This is a genomic window from Microvirga sp. (assembly GCF_014699075.1).
Classification (GTDB): domain Bacteria; phylum Pseudomonadota; class Alphaproteobacteria; order Rhizobiales; family Beijerinckiaceae; genus Microvirga.
Map to the genome: position 1 here is coordinate 58,337 of NZ_JACXAB010000016.1, position 23,409 is coordinate 81,745.

Annotated in this window: 30 protein-coding genes and 2 pseudogenes; 17 read left to right on the forward strand and 15 right to left on the reverse strand. The window is 64.3% G+C overall.

Going from position 1 to position 23,409, the window contains the following annotated elements; translation table 11 throughout:
• Positions 1-20: 20 nt before the first annotated feature.
• The 6 genes from IC232_RS19295 to ccoN are packed head-to-tail and all read right to left on the reverse strand — an operon-like array spanning position 21 to position 4,515.
• A complete protein-coding gene (locus tag IC232_RS19295) occupies positions 21-827 on the reverse strand; it encodes a DUF2189 domain-containing protein (RefSeq protein WP_190846587.1) in 807 nt (268 codons plus the stop codon).
• 13 nt (positions 828-840) lie between these two features.
• Complete coding sequence (locus IC232_RS19300) at positions 841-1,041, reverse strand: hypothetical protein (protein ID WP_190846588.1); 201 nt, start codon at positions 1,039-1,041, stop codon at positions 841-843.
• On the reverse strand, positions 1,038-1,919 hold the full coding sequence (ccoP, locus tag IC232_RS19305) for a cytochrome-c oxidase, cbb3-type subunit III (RefSeq protein WP_190846589.1): 882 nt from the start codon (positions 1,917-1,919) through the stop codon (positions 1,038-1,040). The genes IC232_RS19300 and ccoP overlap by 4 nt, the downstream gene beginning before the upstream one ends.
• On the reverse strand, positions 1,910-2,080 hold the full coding sequence (locus tag IC232_RS19310) for a cbb3-type cytochrome c oxidase subunit 3 (RefSeq protein ID WP_190846590.1): 171 nt from the start codon (positions 2,078-2,080) through the stop codon (positions 1,910-1,912). The genes ccoP and IC232_RS19310 overlap by 10 nt, the downstream gene beginning before the upstream one ends.
• 22 nt (positions 2,081-2,102) lie before the next feature.
• A complete protein-coding gene (gene ccoO, locus IC232_RS19315; RefSeq protein ID WP_190846591.1) occupies positions 2,103-2,855 on the reverse strand; it encodes a cytochrome-c oxidase, cbb3-type subunit II in 753 nt (250 codons plus the stop codon).
• Between the two features lie 4 nt (positions 2,856-2,859).
• Complete coding sequence (gene ccoN, locus IC232_RS19320; protein ID WP_190846592.1) at positions 2,860-4,515, reverse strand: cytochrome-c oxidase, cbb3-type subunit I; 1,656 nt, start codon at positions 4,513-4,515, stop codon at positions 2,860-2,862.
• 729 nt (positions 4,516-5,244) lie between these two features.
• Here ccoN and IC232_RS19325 point away from each other — a divergent pair.
• Positions 5,245-5,631, forward strand: coding sequence for a response regulator transcription factor (locus IC232_RS19325; protein WP_190846593.1), 387 nt, complete (start codon positions 5,245-5,247; stop codon positions 5,629-5,631).
• Positions 5,632-5,730: 99 nt separating this feature from the next.
• Here the strand turns inward: IC232_RS19325 and IC232_RS19330 are convergent, their stop codons facing one another.
• The 5 genes from IC232_RS19330 to IC232_RS19350 form a co-directional block, all read right to left on the reverse strand.
• Positions 5,731-6,048 carry a BON domain-containing protein gene (locus IC232_RS19330; protein ID WP_190846594.1) on the reverse strand — a complete coding sequence of 106 codons (318 nt, stop codon included), beginning with the start codon at positions 6,046-6,048 and terminating at the stop codon, positions 5,731-5,733.
• Positions 6,049-6,088: 40 nt separating this feature from the next.
• Positions 6,089-6,523, reverse strand: a complete 435-nt coding sequence (locus IC232_RS19335; RefSeq protein WP_312895203.1) for a YcnI family protein — start codon at positions 6,521-6,523, stop codon at positions 6,089-6,091.
• Positions 6,524-6,664: 141 nt separating this feature from the next.
• The gene (locus tag IC232_RS19340; RefSeq protein WP_190846595.1) at positions 6,665-7,042 is read right to left on the reverse strand and encodes a hypothetical protein; all 378 of its coding nucleotides are present in this window, start codon (positions 7,040-7,042) and stop codon (positions 6,665-6,667) included.
• Between the two features lie 36 nt (positions 7,043-7,078).
• The gene (locus tag IC232_RS19345; protein WP_190846596.1) at positions 7,079-8,245 is read right to left on the reverse strand and encodes a hypothetical protein; all 1,167 of its coding nucleotides are present in this window, start codon (positions 8,243-8,245) and stop codon (positions 7,079-7,081) included.
• Entirely contained in the window at positions 8,245-8,586 is a 342-nt protein-coding gene (locus IC232_RS19350; RefSeq protein ID WP_312895201.1) for a metal-sulfur cluster assembly factor, read from the reverse strand. Before IC232_RS19350 ends, IC232_RS19345 begins: the two co-directional genes overlap by 1 nt.
• 177 nt (positions 8,587-8,763) lie before the next feature.
• Here IC232_RS19350 and IC232_RS19355 point away from each other — a divergent pair, with 177 nt between their 5' ends.
• Positions 8,764-8,988, forward strand: coding sequence for a DUF1858 domain-containing protein (locus IC232_RS19355; RefSeq protein WP_190846598.1), 225 nt, complete (start codon positions 8,764-8,766; stop codon positions 8,986-8,988).
• Positions 8,989-9,025: 37 nt separating this feature from the next.
• Here the strand turns inward: IC232_RS19355 and IC232_RS19360 are convergent, their stop codons facing one another.
• Positions 9,026-9,724, reverse strand: coding sequence for a Crp/Fnr family transcriptional regulator (locus IC232_RS19360; RefSeq protein WP_190846599.1), 699 nt, complete (start codon positions 9,722-9,724; stop codon positions 9,026-9,028).
• Positions 9,725-9,998: 274 nt separating this feature from the next.
• Between IC232_RS19360 and IC232_RS19365 the strand changes: the two genes are divergently transcribed.
• The 8 genes from IC232_RS19365 to IC232_RS19400 all read left to right on the forward strand — a co-directional run bounded on the left by IC232_RS19365 (position 9,999) and on the right by IC232_RS19400 (position 15,415).
• Entirely contained in the window at positions 9,999-10,454 is a 456-nt protein-coding gene (locus IC232_RS19365) for a pseudoazurin (protein ID WP_190846600.1), read from the forward strand.
• A gap of 108 nt (positions 10,455-10,562) precedes the next feature.
• Positions 10,563-11,744, forward strand: coding sequence for an NnrS family protein (locus IC232_RS19370; protein WP_190846601.1), 1,182 nt, complete (start codon positions 10,563-10,565; stop codon positions 11,742-11,744).
• Between the two features lie 87 nt (positions 11,745-11,831).
• Positions 11,832-12,227, forward strand: a complete 396-nt coding sequence (locus IC232_RS19375; protein ID WP_190846602.1) for a hypothetical protein — start codon at positions 11,832-11,834, stop codon at positions 12,225-12,227.
• 159 nt (positions 12,228-12,386) lie between these two features.
• Positions 12,387-12,638, forward strand: coding sequence for a DUF6894 family protein (locus IC232_RS19380; protein WP_190846603.1), 252 nt, complete (start codon positions 12,387-12,389; stop codon positions 12,636-12,638).
• Between the two features lie 295 nt (positions 12,639-12,933).
• On the forward strand, positions 12,934-13,530 hold the full coding sequence (locus IC232_RS19385; RefSeq protein WP_190846604.1) for a cupin domain-containing protein: 597 nt from the start codon (positions 12,934-12,936) through the stop codon (positions 13,528-13,530).
• A gap of 80 nt (positions 13,531-13,610) precedes the next feature.
• Positions 13,611-13,838: a hypothetical protein gene (locus tag IC232_RS19390; protein ID WP_190846605.1), complete on the forward strand. Its 228-nt coding sequence runs from the start codon at positions 13,611-13,613 to the stop codon at positions 13,836-13,838.
• Positions 13,839-13,971: 133 nt separating this feature from the next.
• Positions 13,972-14,670 (forward strand): IS6 family transposase, encoded by a 699-nt coding sequence (locus IC232_RS19395; protein WP_190846615.1) that lies wholly within the window; start codon positions 13,972-13,974, stop codon positions 14,668-14,670.
• Positions 14,671-14,680: 10 nt separating this feature from the next.
• Complete coding sequence (locus tag IC232_RS19400; protein WP_312895202.1) at positions 14,681-15,415, forward strand: sulfite exporter TauE/SafE family protein; 735 nt, start codon at positions 14,681-14,683, stop codon at positions 15,413-15,415.
• On the opposite strand, the gene IC232_RS19405 is transcribed toward IC232_RS19400, so the two are convergent.
• Positions 15,393-15,992, reverse strand: a complete 600-nt coding sequence (locus IC232_RS19405) for a DUF2231 domain-containing protein (protein ID WP_190846607.1) — start codon at positions 15,990-15,992, stop codon at positions 15,393-15,395. The two genes, IC232_RS19400 and IC232_RS19405, sit on opposite strands and share 23 nt — an antisense overlap.
• Positions 15,993-16,405: 413 nt before the next feature.
• Between IC232_RS19405 and IC232_RS19410 the strand changes: the two are divergent.
• From IC232_RS19410 to IC232_RS19435, 7 genes and pseudogenes are all read left to right on the forward strand, one after another.
• Positions 16,406-16,786, forward strand: a pseudogene (locus IC232_RS19410) (hypothetical protein); the annotation flags it as partial.
• A 128-nt stretch (positions 16,787-16,914) separates the two neighbouring features.
• Entirely contained in the window at positions 16,915-18,240 is a 1,326-nt protein-coding gene (locus IC232_RS19415) for a sulfite oxidase (protein WP_190846608.1), read from the forward strand.
• A gap of 7 nt (positions 18,241-18,247) precedes the next feature.
• Positions 18,248-18,619 carry a hypothetical protein gene (locus tag IC232_RS19420; RefSeq protein WP_190846609.1) on the forward strand — a complete coding sequence of 124 codons (372 nt, stop codon included), beginning with the start codon at positions 18,248-18,250 and terminating at the stop codon, positions 18,617-18,619.
• 240 nt (positions 18,620-18,859) lie between these two features.
• Positions 18,860-19,480: a hypothetical protein gene (locus tag IC232_RS19425; protein WP_190846610.1), complete on the forward strand. Its 621-nt coding sequence runs from the start codon at positions 18,860-18,862 to the stop codon at positions 19,478-19,480.
• A gap of 26 nt (positions 19,481-19,506) precedes the next feature.
• Positions 19,507-19,563: pseudogene (locus IC232_RS32940) on the forward strand (hypothetical protein); the annotation flags it as partial.
• Complete coding sequence (locus IC232_RS33300; RefSeq protein ID WP_409564942.1) at positions 19,555-20,319, forward strand: phospholipase D-like domain-containing protein; 765 nt, start codon at positions 19,555-19,557, stop codon at positions 20,317-20,319. The pseudogene IC232_RS32940 and the gene IC232_RS33300, both read left to right, overlap by 9 nt.
• Before the next feature lie 314 nt (positions 20,320-20,633).
• Positions 20,634-21,221 carry a Dps family protein gene (locus IC232_RS19435; RefSeq protein ID WP_190846612.1) on the forward strand — a complete coding sequence of 196 codons (588 nt, stop codon included), beginning with the start codon at positions 20,634-20,636 and terminating at the stop codon, positions 21,219-21,221.
• A 349-nt stretch (positions 21,222-21,570) separates the two neighbouring features.
• On the opposite strand, the gene IC232_RS19440 is transcribed toward IC232_RS19435, so the two are convergent.
• Positions 21,571-22,803, reverse strand: coding sequence for a PAS domain S-box protein (locus IC232_RS19440; RefSeq protein ID WP_190846613.1), 1,233 nt, complete (start codon positions 22,801-22,803; stop codon positions 21,571-21,573).
• Positions 22,804-23,025: 222 nt separating this feature from the next.
• The gene (locus tag IC232_RS19445) at positions 23,026-23,307 is read right to left on the reverse strand and encodes a DUF1971 domain-containing protein (RefSeq protein ID WP_190846614.1); all 282 of its coding nucleotides are present in this window, start codon (positions 23,305-23,307) and stop codon (positions 23,026-23,028) included.
• Between the last annotated feature and the right edge of the window lie 102 nt (positions 23,308-23,409).

Sequence of the window (23,409 nt, forward strand, 5' to 3'; positions counted from 1 at the left end):
CGGTTCGGCGCGCCGCCGCATCAGCGCATGGCCCGGTAGGCGTGCCAGGTGGCATGGCCCAGCAGCGGGAAGATGACGACGAGGCCAAGGAAGCCCGTCACGGCGCTCGCGGCGTACAAGGCCATCACGATGGCACCCCAGGCGATCGTCGGGGTGAGGTTGTTCCACACCATGGCCATGCTCGTGCCCATGGCCGTGAGGGCATCCGTGCGCTGGTCGAGCAGCATGGGGATCGAGAACACGCTGATCGCGAAGCCGAAGGCCGCGAACAGCCCGCCAACAAGCGTCCCGACGACAAGCATCGCCCATCCAGTGGGGGTCGTTAGAAGCATGCCGACGATGCCGTCGAGACCTGGGAAAGGGCGGACGCCGAAGAACAAGGCGTAGACAAGGACCGCGGCCCGGTTCCAGACAAGCATCAGCAGGCAGAGCAGCAGCCCGGTGTAGAAGACCTGCGCACCGGCACTCGGACGCACGAGGAGCATGGTGCGCAGGGTCGGACGCTCCCCTGCCTCCAGGGCGCGGCTCTTCTCGTAGAGGCCGAAGGCCAGGACAGGGGCGACGATCAGGTACCCGGCAATGGCCGGGAACAGGATGTAGTCCCGCCCCGAGGCCAACAGGGTCCAGGCGAGGGCGAGGGTGACGACGAAGACCGCCACGCCGTAGGCGATGCTGAGGCCCGGCTGGGTCAGGAGATCGCGCCAGCCGGCCTTCAACCAATCAAGCGCAGCCTGCGCTGGGAGGTGCCGCTGCCGGGCCGGATTTCGGGTCTCCTCGATCCCGGAGGTCTGGGTCAGCAGGCCGTAGGACTTGTCCGTTTCGCTCATCCTTCGATCCTTCTCAGCAGGCCGACTTGGCCGCCCGGAACGCACCCGTCTTCGACCCGGCATCCTTCAGGTGGGCGACGCAGTCGGGCTGGGATGCCACCGCGACGTAGACGAGGTGGGCGTTGGCGGCGGCCACCACGAGCAGCACGGCTGCCGCCAGGCCCCACGCCATCACGGGCCACCTGTTGCGCTTCGGCGCCTCGTCTCCCGTCATGGCTTCGCGCCCGATAGCGAGTTGACGTACAGGGCGAGGATCTTGATCTCCGCCGGGGTCAGGCGCTCGTCCCAGGTCGGCATATGTCCCTGGCGTCCACCATGGATCGTGTTGATCAGGGTCTGGAGGTCGCCGCCGTAGACCCAGTACTGGTCGGTCAGGTTGGGGGCGCCGACCTCCCGGCTGCCCTTGCCGTCCTCGCCATGGCAGGCCGCGCACGTGGTGAGGAACACCTCACGTCCGGCCTGCAACTGGGGGCCGTTCTGCGGCGTCGAGACGGCCGGATCGGACAGGGACTGCACGTAGGTCGCCACGTTCGTGACCTGGGTCCGGTCGAGCATCGCGTCGCGCCCGAAGGCCGGCATCTGCGCGACCCGGGTATTCTGGTGGCGCGAGTTGATGCCGAGTTTCATGGTCTCGGCGATCTTCTCGACCTCGCCGCCCCAGAGCCAGTCGTCGTCCGTCAGGTCGGGATAGTTGGCGCGGCCCTTGCCGTCGGCCCCATGGCAGGCGGCGCAGTTGTCGCCGAAGAGCTGGCGACCCGTCGAGCGCACGACCCTCATCAGGTTCTCGTCGGACTGGATTTGGGCATAGTCCTGCGTCTCGATGGCCTTCAGCCATGATGCCCGCTCGGCCTGAGCTGAAACTAGGTCCCGCTCCACGGTCTGACGCTGGTCGATGCCCAGGATGCCCTTGGTGTAGGTGGTGACCAACGGCCAGGTCGGCATCAGGAGCCACCAGAGCACGGCCCACACGTGGGTGACGACGAGAAAGATCAGCACGCCGCGCGGCACAGCGGTGTCGAGTTCCTTGATGCCGTTCCATTCGTGCCCGGTGGTCTTCTGACCGCTGACTGGGTCTCGTTCCTCTACTGCCATGGCCGGTCGTCCTTACCCAGGATGTTCCGCTTGGCGTCGTCGAACTTCTTCCGGTTCGACGGCCAGAACGCGTAGATCATCACGCAGACGCTGAACGCGATGAAGTAAAACAGGCCCCAGCTCTTGGCGAAGCCAACAAGGGTGTCGTGGTCGATGTCCATCAGCCGTCCTCCTTTGTCTTCGTCAGTTTGTGGTATCGGGCGCCTGTTCCGGCGCGGCGGTGTTGGAATAGGGGGCATCGGTCAGCCGTCCGAGCACCTGAAGATAGGCAACCAGCGCGTCCATCTCGGTGAGCTGCGTCGCAACTCCGTCGAAGGCGCTGACCTGCGTCTTCTCGCCGTAGCGCTCGGTCACGCCCGCAGCGAACGGGCTGTCGGGTGCTGCCTGCCCGAAGGCGTCGGCGGCGGCGTTCGCAATCATCTCGTCCGTGTACGGCACGCCGAGTGCCCGCTGCGCCTGCAAGTGCCGTTGTAGGTCATCGGTTTCCAGTGCCGTGCGGGCGAGGAAGCGGTAAGCCGGCATGTTGGACTCGGGCACCACGTCGCGCGGGTTGGTGAGGTGGGCGACATGCCAGAAGTCAGAGTACTTGCCGCCGACGCGGGCAAGGTCTGGCCCGGTGCGCTTCGAGCCCCACAGCATTGGACGGTCGTACTTGGATTCCACGGCCAGCGAATAGGGACCGTAGCGCTCGACCTCGTCGCGCAGGGTGCGGATCATCTGGCTGTGGCAGGCGTAGCAGCCTTCCCGGATGTATATGTTGCGCCCGGCCAGCTCCAGAGGCGTGTAGACACGCATGTCCGGCGCATCCTCGACGGTCTCGTGGATGGTGAAGAGCGGCGCGATCTCGACGATACCACCGACGCTGGCAGCCGCGATGATCGCCACCACGAAGCCGATGGCAGTGCGTTCAAGCTTGCGATGGAAGAGTTCTGCCATGATTTCACTCCGCCGGAGTCGCAGCGGCGCCGGGGGCGAGCCCGGTATCCGGCACATCCGCCTGCCTCGCGGCGGCAACGGGCACCGCGCGCACCGTCATCCAGATGTTGTAGGCGGCCACGATGGCGCCGAGCAGGAACAGCAGTCCGCCGAAGGCACGTGCGATGTAGTACGGGTACATGGCGACGAGCGAGTCGAGGAACGAATAGGCGAGCGTGCCCTCCTGCGTGTAGGTGCGCCACATCAGACCCTGGAGGATGCCTGAGTTCCACATGGAGAACACGTAGATGAGGGTGCCGGCGACGGCGAGCCAGAAGTGGACCTCGACCAAGGCCGGCGAATACATCCGCTCGCGCTTCCAGAGCGAGGGCACCAGGGTGTAGATCGAGCCGAAGGTGATGAACGCGACCCAGCCGAGCGCCCCGGCATGGACGTGGCCGACCGTCCAGTCGGTGTAGTGGGAGAGTGCGTTCACCGGCCTGATCGCCATGAACGACCCCTCGAAGGTCGACAGGCCGTAGAAGACGGCGGCCACGAAGATGAAGCGCAGCGTGGCGTCGTCCCTGACCTTCTGCCAGGCACCGTTGAGGGTGAGCAGCGCGTTGCCGGCCGAGGCCCACGAGGGGACGAGCAGCATCACCGAGAACGTCATGCCGAGGTTCTGCACCCAGTGCGGCAGCGCCGTGTAGTGAAGGTGGTGGGAACCTGCCCACATGTAGAAGAACGTGATGCCCCAGAAGCTGAGGATCGAGAGCCGGTAGGAGAAGATCGGGCGCTGCGCCCGCACCGGCAGGTAGTAGTACAGCATCGCCAGGAAGCCGGCGGTGAGGAAGAACGCCACGGCGTTGTGGCCGTACCACCACTGCACCATGGAGTCCTGCACGCCAGCCCAGATCGTGTAGCTCTTGGCCTGCCCGAGCGAGATCGGGAGAGCGAGGTTATTGACGATATGGAGGATCGCCACCACGACAATGAACGCCATGTAGTACCAGTTGGCGACGTAGATGTGGGGTTCCTTGCGCCGGGCGATGGTGCGCAGGAAGAGCACGAAGTAGGTGACCCAGACGACCACCAGCCACAGGTCGGCGTACCATTCCGCCTCCGCGTATTCCTTCGACTGGGTCACACCCATGAAGTAGCCGGTGACGGCGAGGACGCAGAACAGGTTGAAGCCGAGCAGCACGAACCAGGGGCTGACCTGGCCCGCCAGCCGGGCGCGGGAGGTGCGCTGCACGACGTGGAAGGACGTGGCGATGAGGGCGTTGCCGCCGAAGCCGAAGATCACGCCGGTGGTGTGGGTCGGGCGCAGACGGCCGAAGGTCGACCAGCCGGCGTCGAAGGCGAGGTCCGGCCAGGCCAGTTGCGCCGCGGTCCACACGCCCATGAACATGCCGAAGACGGCCCAGGCCAGCGTCAGGGCAATCCCAACCTTGATCGGGTCGTCATAGTAGTGGGAGAGGCGGTCCGGATCCGGCTGGCGATCGTAGTACGACCGCATAACGAGGGCGCCGAGGCCCGCGCCGAAGAGCATGACGATGACCCCGTGCATGCCGAGCGGATCGGAGCCTCCGGCTGCGGCCATGGCCAGGCCGGCAACGAAGATGCAAAGGAGGATCACCAGGGCGTTCTGGCGCTCGCCGGAGGTTAGCTGCTGAACCATGCCGATCTTTCTTTGTGGACGTGAAGCATTCATGCCCTTGGGGTTATCAGTATGTTTGCGCGACTACGGACGATGTTGCCATGTTCCGAGCCGAATGCTTGAGCTTCCACAATCGGAAGCTGTTGGCGAGACGTCAACCCTGGATTATCCGTCCTCCATAAGGCGGCAATCTTTGAATCCTTTTCGCTATGACACGGGTTGGTGGCCGGGCGACTCGGTACAAGGCCCTCAATTATTTTGGAACCCCAAGGTGCAGGAACTCGGGTGCAGGAACTCGGGTGCAGGAACTCGGCCCTGTGAAAACCATGGACCTATACCTGTATCCATCCAACTCAGGTGAATTCCTTAAGTGACTGTCCGGATCACAGGTTGTCCAAGTCGCCGTTGACACCGCACTGAGAAGGCCTCCACCGACAGGCGGATTCGATCTGACGCGGGAGAGGGCAGGGCCGCCCGTCGGGAACCGGGCATGCGCAGTGTGGAGGGACATGGCCTTCTTGGCTTGGACCCAGGTTGTCCGGAAGTCTCAGCGGCTGGTCTCAAGGACACAAGTGGGCGCATTCCGGACGGCTCGGCCCGCCTCAGCCTTGATCCAGCGCTAGAACGGGCCATTCGCGATGGCCCTTCAGGACAATACCGGACTGGAGGCGATGACTTCCCCTCGGCATGGTTATCCCGTAGCGGACCGCATCCTGCGGGCGCCCGAGCGGAACGGAGCCAGGGACCGGCATGCCCGGAATTGCCGAATGCGTCCTTGTGGTGGACGACTACCTTGCCGTGCGCAGGTCCCTGAGGTTCGCCCTTGAGATGGAGGGCCTGACCGTCCGTACCTATGGCAGCGGAGCCGAACTCCTGGCGGACCCGGACCTTGCTTCGTGCGGCTGCCTGGTAATCGACTGCAACATGCCGGGGATGAACGGGATCGAGCTGGTAGAGCGGCTCGAGGAGCGTCAGCAGCACTGTCCGGTCATCCTGATCACGTCCGGGGCGGCGCACGATTTGGCGGAATGCAGTGTCCATCTCGACATTCTGGATGTGCTCGAGAAGCCACTCGAGGACAACGCGCTTCTGGACCACATCCATGCCGCCTTGGCTGCGGCCCGGATCAGGACATGACCAAGGGCAACCCTCGAACGGACAGCCTGCTGTTCAGCCTTCGCGCAAGCCGGTCGAGGCTTTCGGCAGCAGGCGTGCGAACGCCGGGTGGCGGATGCCTTAAATGCCCCCGCTCGGCTCGCGACGCATGAGGTGATCTTCCACCGTGGTCACGCCGGGTACGTTCTCGGCGGCAATCCGCAGCGCCCGCCGTTCCTCCTCGCTGCGCACGAAACCGAACAGATGCACGACGCCGTTCTCGACGACGAGGGGCGAGACCGGCTCGTTGAAGTGCAGGCGGACGGCGAACGGTGCCTCCTCCACGACAGCCCCGTCCACGGGGTGGGACTCGACCAGCGCCGCATGGGCGAGGGCAGCATCGCTGCCCCACAGCCCGGCGAGCGCCAGCCAGAGCATGATGGGAATGGCCCTGAGCATGGCGTTGCGGGGAGCCGCGTGACGGCTCCCCGCTCCCTTATCAATGGGTGGCCTTGGCCGGCAGGAGCTTCAGCCCCGGTGCCGGATACTGGTAGTCATCGGCGCTCTTGCCCTCCGCCGGGATCTCGATCCAGCGGTCCGCCTTTCCTCCCCCGCATTCCTGAACCACGGGGATGTAGAGCATGGTGTCGGGCTTGAGGCTGTCGGTGAGGTAGGCACGGAAGACGAACTCGTCGTAGTGCTCGTCGAGCAGCTTGCCCGTCCAGACGATCTCGCGCACGCCCTCGGACAGCGCGGTGCCGTGATAGTCGTACGTCTTCCCGTAAGGTGCCTTGACGGTTTCCATCTCCCACCCCGGCTTGGGCATCGGCTTGACGTTGATGACGCCCTCAAGGATGCGCACGCGCAGCTTCAGGGTCGGTGTGCCCTCGCAGCCGTGGCCGACGCGCAGCACCGCCTTGTAGGTTGAGCCGATCGGCGCCTGCTACGTTTCGAGACTGGTATGTGCGTGAGCCGTGCAGGCAAGCGCGATGAATGCGAAGGCAGTGAGCGCCCCGCGGAGACGGATCGTGGTCATGGCTTCATCCTGTCTTCTGGGATTGTTTGCGTGTGGCGTTTAGATCGCCGCAGGTGGCGCACGGGCGCCGACAGGATAGAACGTGAGGGATCGCGCCGCCCCGGACGGGGTCCGGTCCTCGAAGCCCGGGGCGGATGGGATGGCGTACGGCGGGATCGGGAGACCGGCCGCAGGCGCCGCTGGCATGCCGTTGACATAGCTCAGGATGCAGCACGGCTTCGCATGGCCGGCTGTCGTCCCGTGCCTGTCCTCATGCGATCCGTCCGCGTCGCGGGAATGATGCAGGTGCCGCGCGGGGTCGGCCCGTTCGAACGACGGAAGCGACGGCGGTTGCGTCGCGAGGGCCATCAGGCCGACGTGCAGGACAAGGGACAGGGCAGCGACCAGCGCCGTTGCCCGTCTGCTCCAGATCCTCATGCTCCGCCGATGGCCCATCGCCCTGCAACTAGGTTCCTATGTCGCGTGATCAACAGTCGGCATCGCTTCCTGTCGATGGCGGGAAGGCTCCCTCTCGTGCCGACGGGCGACGGCCAGGGTGACGGCAAATGTCAGGAGGGCGATGACCGTGAGAATGCCACTTGCCATCCGTCCGGCCTCCCAGCCTGCGATCCCGGCGCCGGCCCGCAAGACCACCGAAGCATGCAGAAGGAGCAGCGGTGCGTAGAGCCACCCTGAATAGCGCAGGCGAACCCGCGCGACCGCCGGCAGGATGATGAGCGCATGCCCGAACACCATCGAGAGCACGAACCCGATCAGCACGGCAAGCAGCGCGACGTCGTATCCGAGTCTGCTTTCACCGGGTGGGAACCCGATCAGGGAAGCGCCCCCGAATCCCAGCCACGCGTAGCCCGCGAGCATGCAGACCGCCATGAAGCGGGGCTGCCCGGTCCTACGGATGTTCCGGAGGGCAATGTCGTGCCGCAGCAACCACAGGGTGGTGACGAAGAGGGCGATGCCGAACAGGATCGCGCTGTTCTCGGTCATCAGGCCGTTCTGGGCGCCGGCGACGAGAAGGCCGATGGCGAACAGGAAGAGAGCCTCGCTGCCGCGGCGTTGCGGCATGAGGCGGCTGAGCTCCAGGCGCTCGCCCGCAATGGTGAGGATCAGGAAGGCGAGCCACCAGCCCACGAGGTCGGGCACGGGCTGGCCCATCAGCCAGAGGATGTTCCCGGCGAGCCAGGCGAGCGCACCGAACAGGAGCGCGCCGGTGAACACCGCCGGCTGCTGCATCGTGATCAGCAGGGATCCGCCCGCGAGCACCGCCGCCGCGATCGCGTAGGCCCCTGCGCCCACGGCCTCGGGCGCCCCGGTCAGCAGAGCCAGCGTCCCGAGGCCGGAGAACGCGGGAGCGGCGTAGCTCCACCTGCGATTCAGCGCGACGGCGCGCTCGAGGCCGATCAGCGTTCCGAACAGCCCCGAGATCATCAACGGTCCATGCAAGGCGGCAAGGGATGAGCCGCGCGGCAGCGGCCAGCCCAGCCGTGCCAATGCGCTCCACAGGCCCGCCAGCAGGGCAAGGATGCCCAAGGCGAGGAGCGCAGCTCTTACCCCCATCCAGGAACCCTTGTGCAAAGAGACGAGCAAGGGAGCGGCTGTCCCGGCGGTGGCCGAGGTGTTCATCAGACCGTCTCCTGAGGGGGATGACCCAGAAGCTCGAGACCCCGGCCCGTGATGCGGTCTGGGGTCCAGGGCGGGTTCCACACTAGGCTGACGACCACCTTCGGCACGTCGTGGAACCGACCCGACAGGCGCTCGCGCGCGTCCTCCACGATCATCCCGCCGAGCGGGCAGGCCCGGGTCGTCAGGGTGAGCGCGACCTCGATGCCGTCGTCGCTCCGCGTCGCTTGGTAGACGAGGCCTAGGTCGACCACACTGAGGCCGACCTCCGGATCCATCACCTCCAGAAGGCAGTCGAGGATGTCGGGATCGAGCGCTTGGGTCTTGGTCGAATGTCCGGTCACGGCTTTCCTTCCTTCGCTGGACCTGACCTTCGCCCATCGGACCATGCCGCTCCTTGCCCTGGCGCAAACACCGCCGCGAATTCCGGCATCCCGCGGCAGCATCGTTGCGCCGGGACAAGGACCGATGCCGGGACGCGGCTTAGACCTGATGTCCGATTGTCACCGCCGGAGGCTCCCATGACCATCGAAACCACCCACCTCGTCGACGACGTCATGCGGCGATGGCCCGCGACCATCCGGGTGTTCCTGAACCATGGGATGCGGTGCGTCGGGTGTCCCATCGCCTGCTTCCACGCGGTCGACGACGCCTGCCGCGAGCACGAGGTCGATCGCGCGGCCTTCCTGGCCGATCTCAGGGCGACGGCCGCCTTCGAGGGCCTCGCAGGTCCGGCGCGGCCGTGATGGACCCCGTCCTGGCGGTTCGGCGGTCGCCGCTCCGTCAGTCGGGCAGGCCCTCGGCGAGCAGGAACAGCTTGTGCGGCTGGCGGATCACGATCCGCTGACGGCCGCCCTCGACGAGGCCCTGGCTCTCCCAGGCGCTCAGGACGCGGCTCACGGTGTGCAGCGTGGCGCCCGTCATCTCGGCGATGTCCTGGCGCGTGATCGGGAAATCGATCTCTACCCCGGCCTCGACCTTGCGTCCGGACTGCCGCACCAGCCGGAGTACGGCATGGGCGATGCGGCGCTCGACCTGCTCGGTCGACATCTCGACCACGCGGGTATGGGCGTCCTGGAGCCGGCTGCCGACGGTCTGGAGGGTGTTGACCGCCAGTGCCGGATGGGTCGCCACGAGGCGGGGCCATGCGGCGGAGGGCCAGACCAGGGCGATGCTGTCCACCACCGCCGTTGCCGTGGCCGGATAGGTCGTGCGGCCGATGGCCATGGCGACGCCGAACACCTCGCCGGGCGAGACGAACCGCACCACCACCTGCTGCCCGTCGGGCGTGAGCTTGAACACCCTCAGGTGCCCGTGCAGCAGGATGAAGAAGGAGTGGGCCTCCCCGTCCTGCTGGAACACGTTCGTTCCCTTCGGGTAGCGCACCGACTGCGCCTCCTGGAGCATCCGGTCGACTTGCTCCGGCGCGAGGCCGGCGAACATCGGAAGGTCTGCCACGAGGGTTCGATCGACGCTGGCCATCCACCTGCCTTGTTCTGAGACGCTTCGCATCAGGACAACGGTCGAGCGTCATGTTCCGTTCGAACGAACCGAACCGCCTACCGACGGTTCGGCAGGACGCCCTCGACCCGTCTGTTTGCCGTGGCGCAACCAAGTGCCCTGTCTCTCGTCGAGCTCCAGGCAAATTCGCCAACTCCTTGCGCCAGCGCAAGTACGGGCAACCCGCGGAGGCGTACCACCCTCCCAAGAGCTTCGGACAGGGGCTCACCGTTTCGCATTTCAACAGGAGACAATCATGCGGAAGGTCATCGTACTCGGCGCCCTCGTGGCAACCCTTGGCTTCGCAGGCACCGCAGGCGCCGCCGAGGTCGAGGTGAAGATGCTCAACAAGGGCATCGAGGGCGTCATGGTGTTCGAGCCAGCCCTGGTGAAGATCAACCCGGGCGACACGGTGAAGTTTGTGGCCTCGGACAAGGGCCACAACGTTGAGACCGTTGACGCCATGGTGCCAGAAGGCGGACAGAAGTTCGTCGGCAAGGTCAACGAGGAGGTCTCGGTCACCTTCGACAAGCCCGGCGTGTACGGCTACAAGTGCAAGCCGCACTACGGCATGGGCATGGTCGGCATGATCGTGGTCGGCGACGCACCCAACGTTGACCAAGCCAAGGCTGCCACCCATCCCGGCAAGGCAAAGCAGGCCTTCGCCAACCTGTTCGACAAGCTGGCTACGACAACGACGGCCGCCAAGTAGCATTCCCGTCGGATGCGTGCGCCGCCGCGGCTGGATCGTCGCGGCGGCACCCATGTCTTTTCGGATCCATGCCGCGATCGGCTGCGAAAGCTTGAAAGGAGATCTGCGATGGCTCCCATTCCCCGCCTGCGGGACTACACGGGACCCGCGCTTTTGTCCTACGGCTTCCGGCCGTTCTTCCTCTTCGGCTCGCTGTATGCCGGCCTTGCGATCCTGGCCTGGCTGCCGCTGTTCTACGGCGAGCTGGAGCTGTCGAGCGCCTTTGCGCCGCGCGACTGGCACATCCACGAGATGCTCTACGGCTACCTGCCAGCCGTCATCACAGGTTTCCTGCTGACAGCGGTCCCGAACTGGACCGGGCGCATGCCGCTCCAGGGCAGGCCGCTGCTCGTCCTCGTCCTGGCCTGGGCTGCCGGGCGTGTCGCCGTCACCACGTCCGCCTGGATCGGCTGGGAAGCGGCGGCTGTCATCGACAACGCCTTCCTAGTCCTTGTCGCGGCCGCGATGGCGCGCGAGATCATCAAAGGCAGGAACTGGCGCAACCTCAAGGTGCTGATCGCCCTAGGGGTGCTGACGGTCGGCAACATCGTGTTTCACGTCGAGGCCCATGTCCTCGGCGGCGCCGACTACGGCATCCGCTTCGGGATCGCCGCCACTATGATGCTGATCATGCTGGTCGGCGGGCGCATCATCCCGAGCTTCACCCGCAACTGGCTCGTTCGGGAGAACCCCGGTCGCCTGCCGGCCTCGTTCGGACGCTTCGACGTGGTTTCCATGATTGCCGCCGGCGTGGCCCTGGTGATGTGGATGGCCATACCCGATTGGAGCGTGACCGGAGCAGCCCTGATCGCCGCTGGCGCGCTCCAGGCTGTTCGGCTGGCGCGCTGGGCCGGAGTGCGCACCTGGCGCGACCGCCTGGTCCTCATCCTGCACGTCGCTTACGCGTTCGTGCCGCTCGGGTTCATCCTCGTCGGCCTGGCGGCCCTCGGGCTGCTGCCTGCAAGCGCCGGCATCCATGCCTGGACGGGAGGCGCCATGGGCGTCATGACCTTGGCGGTGATGTCCAGGGCGAGCCTCGGCCACACGGGGAGGGCGATGGAGGCGACGGCGGTCATGCAGGGGATTTACCTGTTGCTGGTCGCGGCCGCCCTCGCGCGGGTCTGCGCCGCGATCCACCCGGCGTGGAGCGGCACGCTGCTGCACCTGGCGGGAGGCGCATGGGCGGCAGCCTTTGTCGGCTTCGCCCTGGCCTACTGGGCCGTGTTCACCCGCCCGCGGCTGACGGCCTGATGCTACGGAAAGCGTATCCGACTTGCGCTGGATCAATGTTCAGCCCCGCGGCCTCCGGCATTCTCGACCGGAAGCATGGAGGCGATCATGGGTTTGGCAGCGACAATCCGGCAATGGCAGTCGAGCTGGGCGCGGGCGCACGAGTTCGATGACCTCGGTCCGGAGCAACGACAGGCGCTCGCTCGCGACATCGGGGTTCCGGAGGACGTGGTGGTCCGCCTGGTGGCGCGTGGGCCGCAGGCGGGCGCGGAGCTGCCGCGGCTGATGCAGGCGCTCTCCCTCAATCCCGAAAGGATCAGGCACGAACGGGCCGCGCTCGTGCGCGACATGAGCGTGACCTGCTCGGAATGTGGGGTCGCTGCCCGTTGTCGGCGGGATCTCGACCGCGGTCAGGCTTCCCTGACCTACCGCGGGTACTGCCCCAACGCGGAGACGCTGCGCGAGCTGCGCGGCGAACGGCCTGCCGATCTCAGCTTTTCCTGAGGCCGGGCCACCTGCCACATGGGATGATGCCGGAAAGGTCCCCGCCCCGTGACACCTGGGCAGGGGCTTTCCTGAACCGATGCCAGCGGCTCGTCGGCCGAAACCATCCAGCCGCAACGACGGTTCTTCAGCCGACGGGCGATCAGTCCATGGATGGCCATGCCACGCTTTTTCTTTCATGTCCGGTGCCGCGGCGAGACCCTGAGCTGCGACGATCTGGGCCTCGACTTCCCCGATGTGGTGACGGCTCACAACGAGGCACTGGGCGCCGCCAGGGGCCTCAATGGCGTATTCGTCACCTGGGGTCGAAACCCTCACGATTGTACCCTTGAGGTCGAGAACGCCGCAGGCGAGCTAGTCTTCAACGTCTCGTTTGCCGCGATCTTCAATGGGGACGCCAAACCCGCTTGAACCGCTTGCATTCCAGGGCCTTCCTGTCGGCGGGATTCCCAAAGGGCTTGGCCGGTGCCCGCCTCCCGGGAGGCTTCGACCGAGGAACCCCTTGCCGGACAACGTGCGACGCCGCGATCACACGACAGCCTCCCGACAGGTGCACGTCGATCTGGAATTTCGAGCCGGGAGAGCGCATCCTGCGGGCAATGGAGCCGCCGTCCCGCGGGACACGGCGACTGCCTATGCCTTCGTCCAATGTGTCCCGTATGGGGGTGCACGTCCGTGCCGCGGCACGGTACATGGTGGAGGCTGCATGATGAAACGCACGCTGATCGCGGGATCCATCCCAACCCTGCTCGTCCTGACCTCGCTGGCGCTGGCGCAGCAGTCGTCCTTCTTCGTCAAGCCGCTGGCCGAGCGGAAGGTGACGGAGCTGCTGGGCGGCGACCTGTTCTGGCATCTCGCCACGTTCGACACGAAGGATCAGGCACATCAGGCCGCCGGTCCCTATGGCCTGGTGGCGGAGTACGAGGGCAAGGTCTGGCTGTTCAGGCTCGCCCAGGCGGGCGAGGACGCCAAAGGCGGCACGAAGGTCGCCGAGATCGGACCGGTCCCCCGCATCCCGGCCAAGGAGTATCTCCTGCGCGTCAACGAGGCCGGCGGTCCGCAGGGCAGCGCCACCGCCGCGCACACGCATCCCGGCTCGGAGGCTTTCTACGTGCTCAGGGGAGAGCTGTCCCAGAAGACTCCGCACGGCATCACCCGCCTCGCGGCTGGCCAGAGCATGGTCGGGCACGGTGGCGACACGCCGATGGCGGTGTCGAACAGCGGCTCCGGGGACCTGCGCGAGTTCGCGCTGTTCATCGTCGATGCCGGCAGGCCGTTCTCGTCGCCGGCCCAGCTCGACTGACAGGAGCAAGCACCGCGGCGCCGGTCCAAGCCTGGCATCTCCGGGCGGGCCGACGATCGTCCGGAAGCATGAGCGGCGAAATGACGGCGCCGGATCTGGACATGCTCATGGCTGCAAAGAGCGTACGGCGAAAGCTTATCGGAACGGGGCGCATGATCCTCTCCCACACGAGGTCCTGGCTATCGAGATCCGGCAAGTGGCTGCTCGGCAAGAACGACCACGGGTGCGAACGAAACCCAGTCCGCGACATCGAAGACGACCTCAAACGCCGCAATGTGACGAGCCGCGAATGCGATGGCCTCCTCTAGGCGCTTGGCTGGGATCGCGGTTCCCAGCGTGCAGTGGGGAATCCAGGCACCAGGCCGATAGTGGGATCCGTCGCAAATCATTTGTTTCAATGTTGCCGCTACCATGCCCCAGGTCTCACGGGTGGAGGGTGGCGTGTTCAAGGGCAGGCATTTTGATCGATCCGTGATCCTGCTCTGCGTCCGGTGGTACTTGGCTTACAATCTGAGCTTGCGGAACCTCGAGGAGATGATGGCTGAACGCGGCATCTCAGTCGATCATGCGACCATTCACAGATGGGTTGTCAGGTACTCACCCGAACTTCTGAAGCGCTTCAATGCACGCAAGCGAGCCGCCACCGTCAAGTGGCACGTCGATGAAACATACATCAAGGTCAGAGGTTGCTGGATGTACCTATACCGGGCGATCGACAGCAACGGCGACACGGTCGAGTTCTGGTTCAGTGAGCGGCGCAATCTCACTGCCGCCAAACGGTTCCTGCGCAAGGCACTCAAACGCCATGGCCGGCCCGAGCGGATCGTCATCGACGGCAGCCAGACCAATCGCGAAGCCATCCTGTCGTGTGATGCCGAGAGCCGGCTGCAGGACCGTTCAAGAGGCAGGCTTGAGCCGATCAGGATCCGGCAGAGTCAATACCTCAATAACCGCATTGAGCAGGATCACCGTGCCATCAAACGCCGCGTTTGTCCGATGCTCGGGTTCAAATCCGCTGACAGTGCCCGCGTGATCTTGGGTGGCATCGAGTTGATCCATATGCTGCGTAAACAGCAGGCGAATTATGCCTGCAATCAGCAGCTGTCGCTCGCGGAGCAGTTTCACCTGCTCGCTACATAAGGGCTGTACGGTGCATCTTCTGCTTTCTTGCCCCTGTTCCGGCTTTGCGACAGAGCCCGTCAAGGGGGTGACCGGCATGGGCCTGCCCACCGTAGCCATGGGATTGCTGGGAGCGTTCATGTCACCCGTCGCGGCCGCGGGATTTTTGATCGTGCCGTCCTTCGTCACCAATGTCTGGCAGCTGGCCTCCGGCCCGAGTCTTACTGCACTGGTCAGCAGGTTATGGCTCATGATGCTGGGGATTGTGCTCGGCACCGTAGGCAGTGCATCAATTCTGGCTGGCGGGGATGCTCAATGGACCACGGCCGGGCTCGGTGCCGCCCTCGTGATCTATGCCGTCTTCACGCTGCTGGCCCGGCAACTGTCTGTGCCTGTTGAGGTGGAGAAGTGGCTGTCGCCTCTGATCGGCTTGACAACGGGCATGGTCACAGGCGGTACCGGCGTGTTTGTCATCCCTGCTGTTCCTTATCTTCAGGCTCTCGGACTGAGCAAAGACGACCTGATCCAGGGACTGGGGCTTTCCTTTACGGTCTCGACGATTGCCCTTGCGGCTGGGCTGGCGTGGCGCGGAGCATTGCAGGTCGACGGTTTGGCCATGTCCTCCCTCGCCATTGCACCCGCCCTGCTTGGGATGTGGCTGGGACAGGCGATCCGGATGAGGGTAAGCCCCATCGCGTTTCGGCGTTGGTTTCTGACTGGCCTGGTGCTGCTCGGGATTGAGCTTATCCTGCGGTCGGTTCTCTAGCGGGCGGGCGCTCCTGAAATCTCGGGGCGATCTGCCCTTCCGCCATTTCCTGAGCGGTGTGTCTGATGGCCTGGCCGACGTTAGACGCAGATGCACGTGCGGCTCGTCCAAACCCGTCATGGGGCACCTCGGGCGTCCGCTCCGGCTCAATTCCATTGGCAGGGGCCACGCCAACACCATGCGCATAAACCATCCGGCCGCCAAGATAGCCCGAGTACGTGACCAAGGCGGCGCCGGCGAGACCCGCAAGCAGGTATCCAGCGCTTGGCCGCCGACTGCGCGAACGGACCGCTGCCAAACCCACCGACAGCGCCAGCAGGCCGATGTTGAGGGTGCGGTGGGTAACCAGAATATCATGCGAGACATCGCTGGTCTTGACCGCCTCTTGCGCGGCAAAGCCTGCAATCCCCGTTGCGGCGACGCTTGCGGCGGCCACCGGCATCAGCTGGCGTCCCATGTCCATCAGCGAGTCATTGTTGGTGAGCCGGCCAATGAGGTCGGCTGCCACGGCGGTGGGCAGCAGAGCCACCGGGAAGTGGGCAAGCGCGGGATGGACTTCATGAACACGCATCGGCATCGCAAACCTCACAGTCAGTGGGACCGCACCTCCCGCGAGAGGATCATGATCCGTGTTTCGCCTCCACTGGCATTCTAATTCCGGACGTGATGTCCTGGATATTCGACGTCGACGGTACCGCCTCACGACCTGGATGCGGGTTGTATTGACCAGGAACTGCTTGCCCAAGATCTGGCCAAGATCCTGCTTCAATCGTCAATTGCCAGGCTTTGGATTGGTTCCGATTAGCATGGCGCAGGAGCGGTCACTCTGCTCGTGCTCGGGTCCGAATCCTTGCCGGCTTCTCCCTTTAGAAGATCGAGGCGCTGGGCTACAGGTGGGCCTCTATCACAGCTGAACTGGGAGGGTGCTTGCGACGGCCGTGGGGCATTCGTTCAGATCTTGCTTCAGCAACGATCGCATGATCAGGGAGTATCGGCATTGCGGTCGGCAACAAGCGTCTCCTGGCGGCTTTGGCCCGGGTGAAGTCCTATCTCGATTACGGCGCCTTCACGGAGGCCTCGGTGGCGGCCACTGCTGCCCTGAACGGGCCGGATGAGTGCATCCGCGCGATGCGCGCCGGCTACAAGCGGTGCCCCGACGTGGCGGTCGCGCCCGGCATCGGCTTCGGCGAGCACGGCGACGACTATGTGCGCATCGCCCTTGTGGAAAACGAGCAGCGCATCCGCCAGGCCGCCCGCAACATCCGCAAGTTCTTCGACACGGCGGACCGGTCGCTCCACAACGAGGCGCCAATGGCGCGAACAGGTTACGATAATCCCATTGATACCCGGCCCATTCCAGCCAATACTTAGCAGGACGCGTAAAGATCGGAATTGCAGAAGCTGACCCCTTCACCTTGCAGGCGGATACGTTCATTCTTCCATGCATTAGTTATGGCAGCGATATGCCAGAGCACGACTGAAACTTGCGGAGGCACGCCATGACACAACCGAACAAGCACTTTATTGAGGAATTGCGCGCCGACGAGCGGGGGCGCACAAATGTTAGTCGACGTGCTTTCTTGAGCACCGCCAGCCTGGCAGGCATCGGAGCAGCAGCGGGGGCCACGATGCCCTTTTCGTCGAATGTGTCAGGCGCACTGATCACACCAGCTCTGGCGCAGGGGGCTCCCACGTCAGGCGGAGCGGCTCAGCCTTCGGGACCACAGCCCCTCGACTATCCCGGTAAGGACAAAGGCCTCACGGTTCTTGGTGACCGGCCCCTAGTGGCCGAGACCCCCGAGCACCTGCTCGACGACGAGACGACGCCGATCTCAAAGTTCTTCATCCGCAATAACGGTCAGATCCCAGAGCCTGCCATCAATCCGGACGCTTGGAAGCTCACCGTCGACGGCGAGGTCAACAACCGGCTTGAGCTGACGCTGGCCGAGCTGAAGTCCCGCTTTCAGCCCAAGACCTACCGCATGGTGCTCGAATGCGGCGGCAACGGCCGCTCCTCCTATCAGCCCCAGGCCCGCGGTAATCAATGGACCAATGGCGGCGCAGGCTGCGCCGAGTGGACCGGCATCCCGCTCGGCGAGGTGCTCCACGCTGCAGGCCTGAAGGACACAGCGAAGTACACCGCCCATTACGGTGCAGACCCGCACCTCTCAGGTGACACGACGAAGGAGTCGATTTCGCGCGGCATGCCTATTGCCAAGGCGATGGAGCCGCACAGCCTGATAGTCTATGCTATGAACGGCGAGTCGTTGCCCAACATCCATGGCGGGCCGCTGCGGCTGGTAATCCCCGGGTGGCCGGGATCGCTGTCGCACAAGTGGCTGACGCGGATCACGATCCGCGACCGCGAACATGATGGCCAGGGCATGACGGGGACCTCCTATCGCGTGCCCAACACGCCCATGGTGCCGGGCGGTAAGGCTGACGAGAAGGACTTCCGTATTCTCGAATCTATGCCGGTGAGAAGCATCATCACCGATCCGGCCAACGGCACGCGTCTGCCTGCTGGAACCCGAGAGGTGGCCCTGCGGGGCGCCGCCTGGGCTGGTGATCTCACGGTGTCCCGCGTCGACGTCTCGACGGATGCCGGTCAGACTTGGACACAGGCGACGCTCGCCCCGACCCGCAACCGCTACGATTGGAATCGGTGGACGGCCACGGTGCAGGTGCCGTCGAACGGTTACTTTGAAATCTGGACGCGCGCCACAGACTCGAACGGCAAGATGCAGCCGCCAGTGGCCTACAACTGGAACCCGCAGGGGTATGGCGGGAATGCCATGCACCGCGTAGCCATATTGGTGGGCTGAGACTGCGATGAGGCATGCAACACGTTGGCTGTTGGCGTTCTCTTTGGGCGCGTCAATCGCTACTGCGCAGGTGCAGGCTCAAGGGGCAGCGCCGGCGTTCACGCCGAAGGACGAACAGATTGAGGCCCTGCCGGATGGACCTGGACGGGACGAGACGTTCGGCATGTGCACGGCCTGCCACGCCTACAGGCTGGTGTCGAACCAGGGTATGACCCGTGACAGATGGGATGAGACGCTGACCTGGATGACAGAGCGGCACGGCATGCCCGACATCCAGGGTGCTGACCGCGACTTAATCCTCGATTATCTGGCGACCCATCACCCGCCGAAGGCACCGGCACGGGCTGGCGGGTTCAGGAACCCGTTTGCGCCGCAGTAGTTGCCTCATCGCTGGATCTCGATGAATTCTCGTCCCCAAAGCCGATTCTGAAGTGGCCGCAACATCATGCTGCCAAGCGAAAGACGCTATACACTGCGCATTCGCTTGCGCCCCAACGTTCATGCGGCACGACAAGGCCGACAGCCAGCTCTACGCAGGCACAGTGGAGGTCGAGTTCAGGGCCGTGCACCTTAAAACTGGCAAGCAGCAGCCGGTTTTGGTCAGAGGGGAGCAGACCTGATGACTTGGACTGCAGCATTGAGTTGGCTGTTCGCGGGCTACATGCTGCTGACCGGTATGTACATTGTCCTGGAGAACCGGCGTCCCCAGGCCACGCTTGCCTGGATGCTGCTATTCTTTAGCCTTCCTGGGATCGGCCTTGTCATCGACGTCCTCGACCGCAAGGCGTTCAGCCGCGAGCGCCAGCTCGCACGACAGGACTTGGAGGGGACCGCCACTCCGTTGCTGGAGCAACTGCTGGCCCGGCAGGATGCGGAGATCGGCCGGCTTGAGGCGCAAAGCCCGGTTCGGCGCCGGCTCATGTCCTTGGTCCGGCACAACTCCCACTCGGCGCTGACGACCCGCAACCGGGTCGAGATCCAGCAGAACGCGGCCGTGCACTACCCCAGCCTGGTGGAGGACCTGAAGAGCGCCGAGCACTCCATCCACCTCCAGTATTACATCTGGGGCGACGATGCTTTTACCCGGGAGCTGAAGGCGATTCTGATCGAGCGGGCAGCAAAGGGAGTGGAAGTGCGCTTGCTCTATGATCCTGTTGGCTCGCTCTTCAAGCTCACCCGCCGCTATAAGCGAGCGTTGACCAAGGGGGGCGTGCGTGTGGCGCCCGTGTCGGCCCTGTAGCGGCTGCATACGACTCGTACCGAAACCACCGCAAGATCGCCGTCATCGACGGCCGGGTGGGCTACACCGGCGGCATGAATATCGGCGAGGAGCATCTCGACGGCGGGCCGCGGGCCGCCGCTTGGCGGGATACCCAAGTGCGCCTGGAGGGCGAGGGCGTGGGGGCCCTGCAGGCCGTCTTCTTGGTCGACTGGTACAACGCCACGCGCGAGGATCTCTTCCGGGCGGATCTCTTTCCCGCTGCCACGGACCCTTCGGACGATGACCCTGGCCGGAGGGATGCCTACCTGCCGGTGCAGATCTTGACCTCGGGCCCGGACTCGGAGTGGCGGGCGATCCGCCAGCTTTACTTTGCCATGATCACGTCGGCCCAGCAGTGTGTGCGCCTGCAGTCTCCCTTCTTCATCCTTGACGCGACCATAGCGGAGGCGCTCAGGGCGGCGGCCTTGTCCGGCATCAAGGTCGAGGTAATGGTCAGCGCTCGCAGCGACGGTCTGAATCAAGCGCCGTACTGGGCCGCCAACACCTACCTTGCGGAGGCCGCAGCCGCAGGAGCGCGGGTGCACCTGTACGGCAAGGGCTACCTGCATGCCAAGACGCTCAGCATCGACGGCGAGGTCTGCTCCATCGGCTCGGCCAACCTCGACATCCGCAGCTTCAGCATCAACTACGAGCTCAATGCAGTGATCTACGACGCCTGGCTGGCGCAGGAGCTGGAAGCGGCGTTCGAGCGGGATCTCAAGGCTTGCTATCCGTTCGAGCTGGCCCAGTATTGCCGGAGTTCAGCCCTCAAGCGGCTGCGGGACTCCACAGCGCGGCTGTTCTCGCCCCTTCTATAGGGTAGAGGGTATAGGGCCAACGCCAGCGGCGTAGGGGGCGTCAGGCAGCCCTCCGGTGATATTCTTGGCTGTCTGATGCTCCATCTCAGCATTGAGCTCGGCCCCGCGAAGGACCATCACCACCGACTTGGCCTAAGTCCGGAAGGTGGGACGTGATCATTTCCTATGAGGGTGTCGCAAGCTCCCACAGGCGGCCCAGTTTCCGATCGCCTGGAACCTGTCGGACTTGCATGGGTTCAGCCTGCGGTGCTCGGAATTCCCGCCACCATCGGACGCCGATGATCCGAGCGTCGATCCAACAGCGGAGATCGCCCATGGCCAAGGCTCCCTCTTCACGCAAATCCACCAAGACCAAGACAAAGGGTGCCTCCAACATTATGGCAGAGCGCAAAAGTCGGCCCTTGCCCCGCCTCGAAACTCCGAGCCACCTGTCATCAGAAGCCACTAACGAGATCGCAGCGGCGCTGACCACCCTCCTTGCAGACAGCTTTGCGCTTTATCTCAAGACGAAGAACTTCCATTGGCATGTCAGCGGGCCGCATTTCCGTGACTATCACCTGATGTTTGACGAACAGGCCGCCGAGATCTTCGCCATGACCGATCCCTTGGCAGAGCGGGCCCGCAAGATCGGTGGAACCACCCTGCGTTCGATCGGCCACATCGGACGCCTGCAGCGCCTTCTCGACAACGATGCCGGATATGTCGAGCCGGCTGATATGCTCGCCGAGGTGCTGGAGGACAACAAGCAACTGGCCGCCTTCATGCGGCAGACGCACGACCTGTGCGACGATCATGATGACGTCGCGACCGAAAGCCTTCTTGAGGAGTTCATCGATCAGGCCGAGGAACGCATCTGGTTTCTGTTCGAGGCCAGTCGTGGGATGCAGACCTCTGGACACTAAGCGTAAGCCTTGTCAGCTCAAGGTCACTCATGCTTCCGCTTCGGTCGCACGGTTGCGCTCCCGATCCGGCGAGAGAGCCACTCCCGGACGGTTGGCAGCGCCAGTGCGGACATCAGAGCAGGAACTCCGGCGACAATGCGGGTATAGGCCAGTCGCACCAATGGCTCAGGGCAAACCATTCGCCGGTGAGGAAGAACCGGCTTGTTCCTAGGGCTGCCACGCAGGCGTTCGCATATCAGCATTGAGTGCCGCTGATAGTGTGGATCCTGCCATTCGAATGAATCTCGATTATAGATGCAGTCCTCACGGAGTTGATCATGATCTAAGGGCGATTGGCGACCGGATGTGCCTACGATCTGGGCTTGGACGGGAACCGCACGGCGATCCGCGTCCTGCGATCACCGTCGACGGTCAAGGTGCCATTGAGGCTACGGGCCATGCCCTCGATCAGGCGCATGCCCATGGACCCTGCGCGCCGAGTGGCCGGAAGTCCCACGCCGTTGTCCTCGATGGATAGAACCACGTCATCTCCTTCCTGGTGCAGACCGACGCGAACCATACCCCGCCGCTTACCGGGAAAGGCATGCTTGAGAGCGTTGGTGACCGCCTCGCCTGCAATAAGAGCCACGTTGATTGCACGGTCAACATTCAACGTGATGTCATCGGCATCGCTTGTGAGTTCGATGCGATGATCCTCAGGGCTCCGAAGATGGGCGAAGTTCAGGCACAGTTCCGTCAGGTAGGCAGCCATATCGACGGACTGCACGTCGTTGCTGTCCTGCCGGTAAAGGAGCTCGTGAATGCGGGCGAGATGGTCGAGCCGCTGGATAGCGTTCTCCAAGGCTTCAGAGACGCCGGGATCGCCCTGACGTGCCATCTGAAGGCGCAGCATTGAGATCGCCATGGCGATGCTGTTCTTGGCCCGGTGATTGACCTCGTGCAGCAACACGCTCCTTTGACCGAGAAGCTTGTCCTTCTCCCGGACGCTGTCCGTTAGGACACCCTCCAGGGCACGCCTGCGGTCAAGTTCGTTCTGGAGCTCCTGAGTCCGTTCCTTGACGCGGCTCTCCAGAACCTCGTTCAGGCGCCGGGTGCGGCGCTCGGCCTTGACCCGGCGGGTGATGTCCCAGAACGACGCGAAGTGCTGGATCACGCGGCCCTGGTCGTTGTGAACAGGGCTGACGAACTGCGCCGCCCAGACCTCCCGGCCGTCCTTGGCGCGAAGCCGGACCTCAAGGTCGAGGGGCTCATCCGCCATCATGGCGGCCCGGATATGCCGTTCCACCTCAGGATCGGTGTCGTGACCTGCAAGAAAGAAGTAGTTCTGGCCCAGAACCTCCTCGCGGCAGTACCCGAAGAGGTCAATGAAGGACTGGTTCACGTAGACGATGGGATTGTCGCTCATCGTGGGATCGGTGACCACCATCGGCATGCGCGTGGCCTCCACAGCCGCCACGAACGGGCCACCGATCCGCTGGAAGGTCTGCACCCGCTCCTCGGCTCTTCCCTGATCGGCATCGGTGGATTTTGGGTCAGGCTCCAATTCCTTGGACTCCGGGTTGCCGCCTGGAATAACGTCCATGGGTCAGGCTCGTTCATCGATATTATATGCCCTGGCGGTTCAGTCTGCCGGCTGGGTAGGTACTCCCGGAGCTAAGGAGCCATGGCACTTCGAACTGCTGGAGCAAGTGTACCAGACTAGTGGTCGAAATCTGACGCTTGGTACCCGTCGCGCCATTAAGCGGGAACATACGTTAACCTGATCACACCCTCGCCAATCCGATCATTTCTGTTGGGCATGGCTCTAAAGCTTGGGGAGCTGATTGTAGAACTCAACCTGCATCCGCATTGGACCAAGGAGCTCAACGAGATGCGGCTCATCAGGCCGCACGAGGCCGGGATGGCCAGGATCAAGGATCATCTCGGAAGCCGGATCGAGCACCTGATAGCGCAGGCGCCCTTCCAGAACCCGGATGATGCCCCATACACCCGGCTTGGTGCGATGTTCCCGACGCAGTCCGGCGGGCAGGGTATTCTCATCGAACACAGGGCTTCGCTTATACGGTTCTGCTGCTGACGCGCTCATGAGGATTTCCCGTCTCGGAACTGATCAGCCCGTTCAATGAGATCAATCATCTGAGATGCTGCCTGAATGGTCAGGGAATGCGGGGTGTAGCCTGACCTTGGG

What these genes read in the sequence shown, in the direction of transcription:
- IC232_RS19300 (WP_190846588.1), bottom strand. Translation starts at nt 1,041, where the DNA reads ATGACGGGAGACGAGGCGCCGAAGCGCAACAGGTGGCCCGTGATGGCG.
- IC232_RS19405 (WP_190846607.1), bottom strand. Translation starts at nt 15,992, where the DNA reads ATGCCGATGCGTGTTCATGAAGTCCATCCCGCGCTTGCCCACTTCCCG.
- IC232_RS19375 (WP_190846602.1), top strand. Translation starts at nt 11,832, where the DNA reads ATGGGTTTGGCAGCGACAATCCGGCAATGGCAGTCGAGCTGGGCGCGG.
- IC232_RS19420 (WP_190846609.1), top strand. Translation starts at nt 18,248, where the DNA reads ATGAGGCATGCAACACGTTGGCTGTTGGCGTTCTCTTTGGGCGCGTCA.
- IC232_RS19355 (WP_190846598.1), top strand. Translation starts at nt 8,764, where the DNA reads ATGACCATCGAAACCACCCACCTCGTCGACGACGTCATGCGGCGATGG.
- ccoP (WP_190846589.1), bottom strand. Translation starts at nt 1,919, where the DNA reads ATGGCAGTAGAGGAACGAGACCCAGTCAGCGGTCAGAAGACCACCGGG.
- IC232_RS19360 (WP_190846599.1), bottom strand. Translation starts at nt 9,724, where the DNA reads ATGGCCAGCGTCGATCGAACCCTCGTGGCAGACCTTCCGATGTTCGCC.
- IC232_RS19295 (WP_190846587.1), bottom strand. Translation starts at nt 827, where the DNA reads ATGAGCGAAACGGACAAGTCCTACGGCCTGCTGACCCAGACCTCCGGG.
- IC232_RS19365 (WP_190846600.1), top strand. Translation starts at nt 9,999, where the DNA reads ATGCGGAAGGTCATCGTACTCGGCGCCCTCGTGGCAACCCTTGGCTTC.
- ccoN (WP_190846592.1), bottom strand. Translation starts at nt 4,515, where the DNA reads ATGGTTCAGCAGCTAACCTCCGGCGAGCGCCAGAACGCCCTGGTGATC.
- IC232_RS33300 (WP_409564942.1), top strand. Translation starts at nt 19,555, where the DNA reads ATGAATATCGGCGAGGAGCATCTCGACGGCGGGCCGCGGGCCGCCGCT.
- IC232_RS19445 (WP_190846614.1), bottom strand. Translation starts at nt 23,307, where the DNA reads ATGAGCGCGTCAGCAGCAGAACCGTATAAGCGAAGCCCTGTGTTCGAT.
- IC232_RS19440 (WP_190846613.1), bottom strand. Translation starts at nt 22,803, where the DNA reads ATGGACGTTATTCCAGGCGGCAACCCGGAGTCCAAGGAATTGGAGCCT.
- IC232_RS19435 (WP_190846612.1), top strand. Translation starts at nt 20,634, where the DNA reads ATGGCCAAGGCTCCCTCTTCACGCAAATCCACCAAGACCAAGACAAAG.
- IC232_RS19310 (WP_190846590.1), bottom strand. Translation starts at nt 2,080, where the DNA reads ATGGACATCGACCACGACACCCTTGTTGGCTTCGCCAAGAGCTGGGGC.
- IC232_RS19330 (WP_190846594.1), bottom strand. Translation starts at nt 6,048, where the DNA reads ATGCTCAGGGCCATTCCCATCATGCTCTGGCTGGCGCTCGCCGGGCTG.
- ccoO (WP_190846591.1), bottom strand. Translation starts at nt 2,855, where the DNA reads ATGGCAGAACTCTTCCATCGCAAGCTTGAACGCACTGCCATCGGCTTC.
- IC232_RS19425 (WP_190846610.1), top strand. Translation starts at nt 18,860, where the DNA reads ATGACTTGGACTGCAGCATTGAGTTGGCTGTTCGCGGGCTACATGCTG.
- IC232_RS19370 (WP_190846601.1), top strand. Translation starts at nt 10,563, where the DNA reads ATGGCTCCCATTCCCCGCCTGCGGGACTACACGGGACCCGCGCTTTTG.
- IC232_RS19390 (WP_190846605.1), top strand. Translation starts at nt 13,611, where the DNA reads ATGACGGCGCCGGATCTGGACATGCTCATGGCTGCAAAGAGCGTACGG.
- IC232_RS19385 (WP_190846604.1), top strand. Translation starts at nt 12,934, where the DNA reads ATGATGAAACGCACGCTGATCGCGGGATCCATCCCAACCCTGCTCGTC.
- IC232_RS19325 (WP_190846593.1), top strand. Translation starts at nt 5,245, where the DNA reads ATGCCCGGAATTGCCGAATGCGTCCTTGTGGTGGACGACTACCTTGCC.
- IC232_RS19345 (WP_190846596.1), bottom strand. Translation starts at nt 8,245, where the DNA reads ATGAACACCTCGGCCACCGCCGGGACAGCCGCTCCCTTGCTCGTCTCT.
- IC232_RS19380 (WP_190846603.1), top strand. Translation starts at nt 12,387, where the DNA reads ATGCCACGCTTTTTCTTTCATGTCCGGTGCCGCGGCGAGACCCTGAGC.
- IC232_RS19415 (WP_190846608.1), top strand. Translation starts at nt 16,915, where the DNA reads ATGACACAACCGAACAAGCACTTTATTGAGGAATTGCGCGCCGACGAG.
- IC232_RS19340 (WP_190846595.1), bottom strand. Translation starts at nt 7,042, where the DNA reads ATGAGGATCTGGAGCAGACGGGCAACGGCGCTGGTCGCTGCCCTGTCC.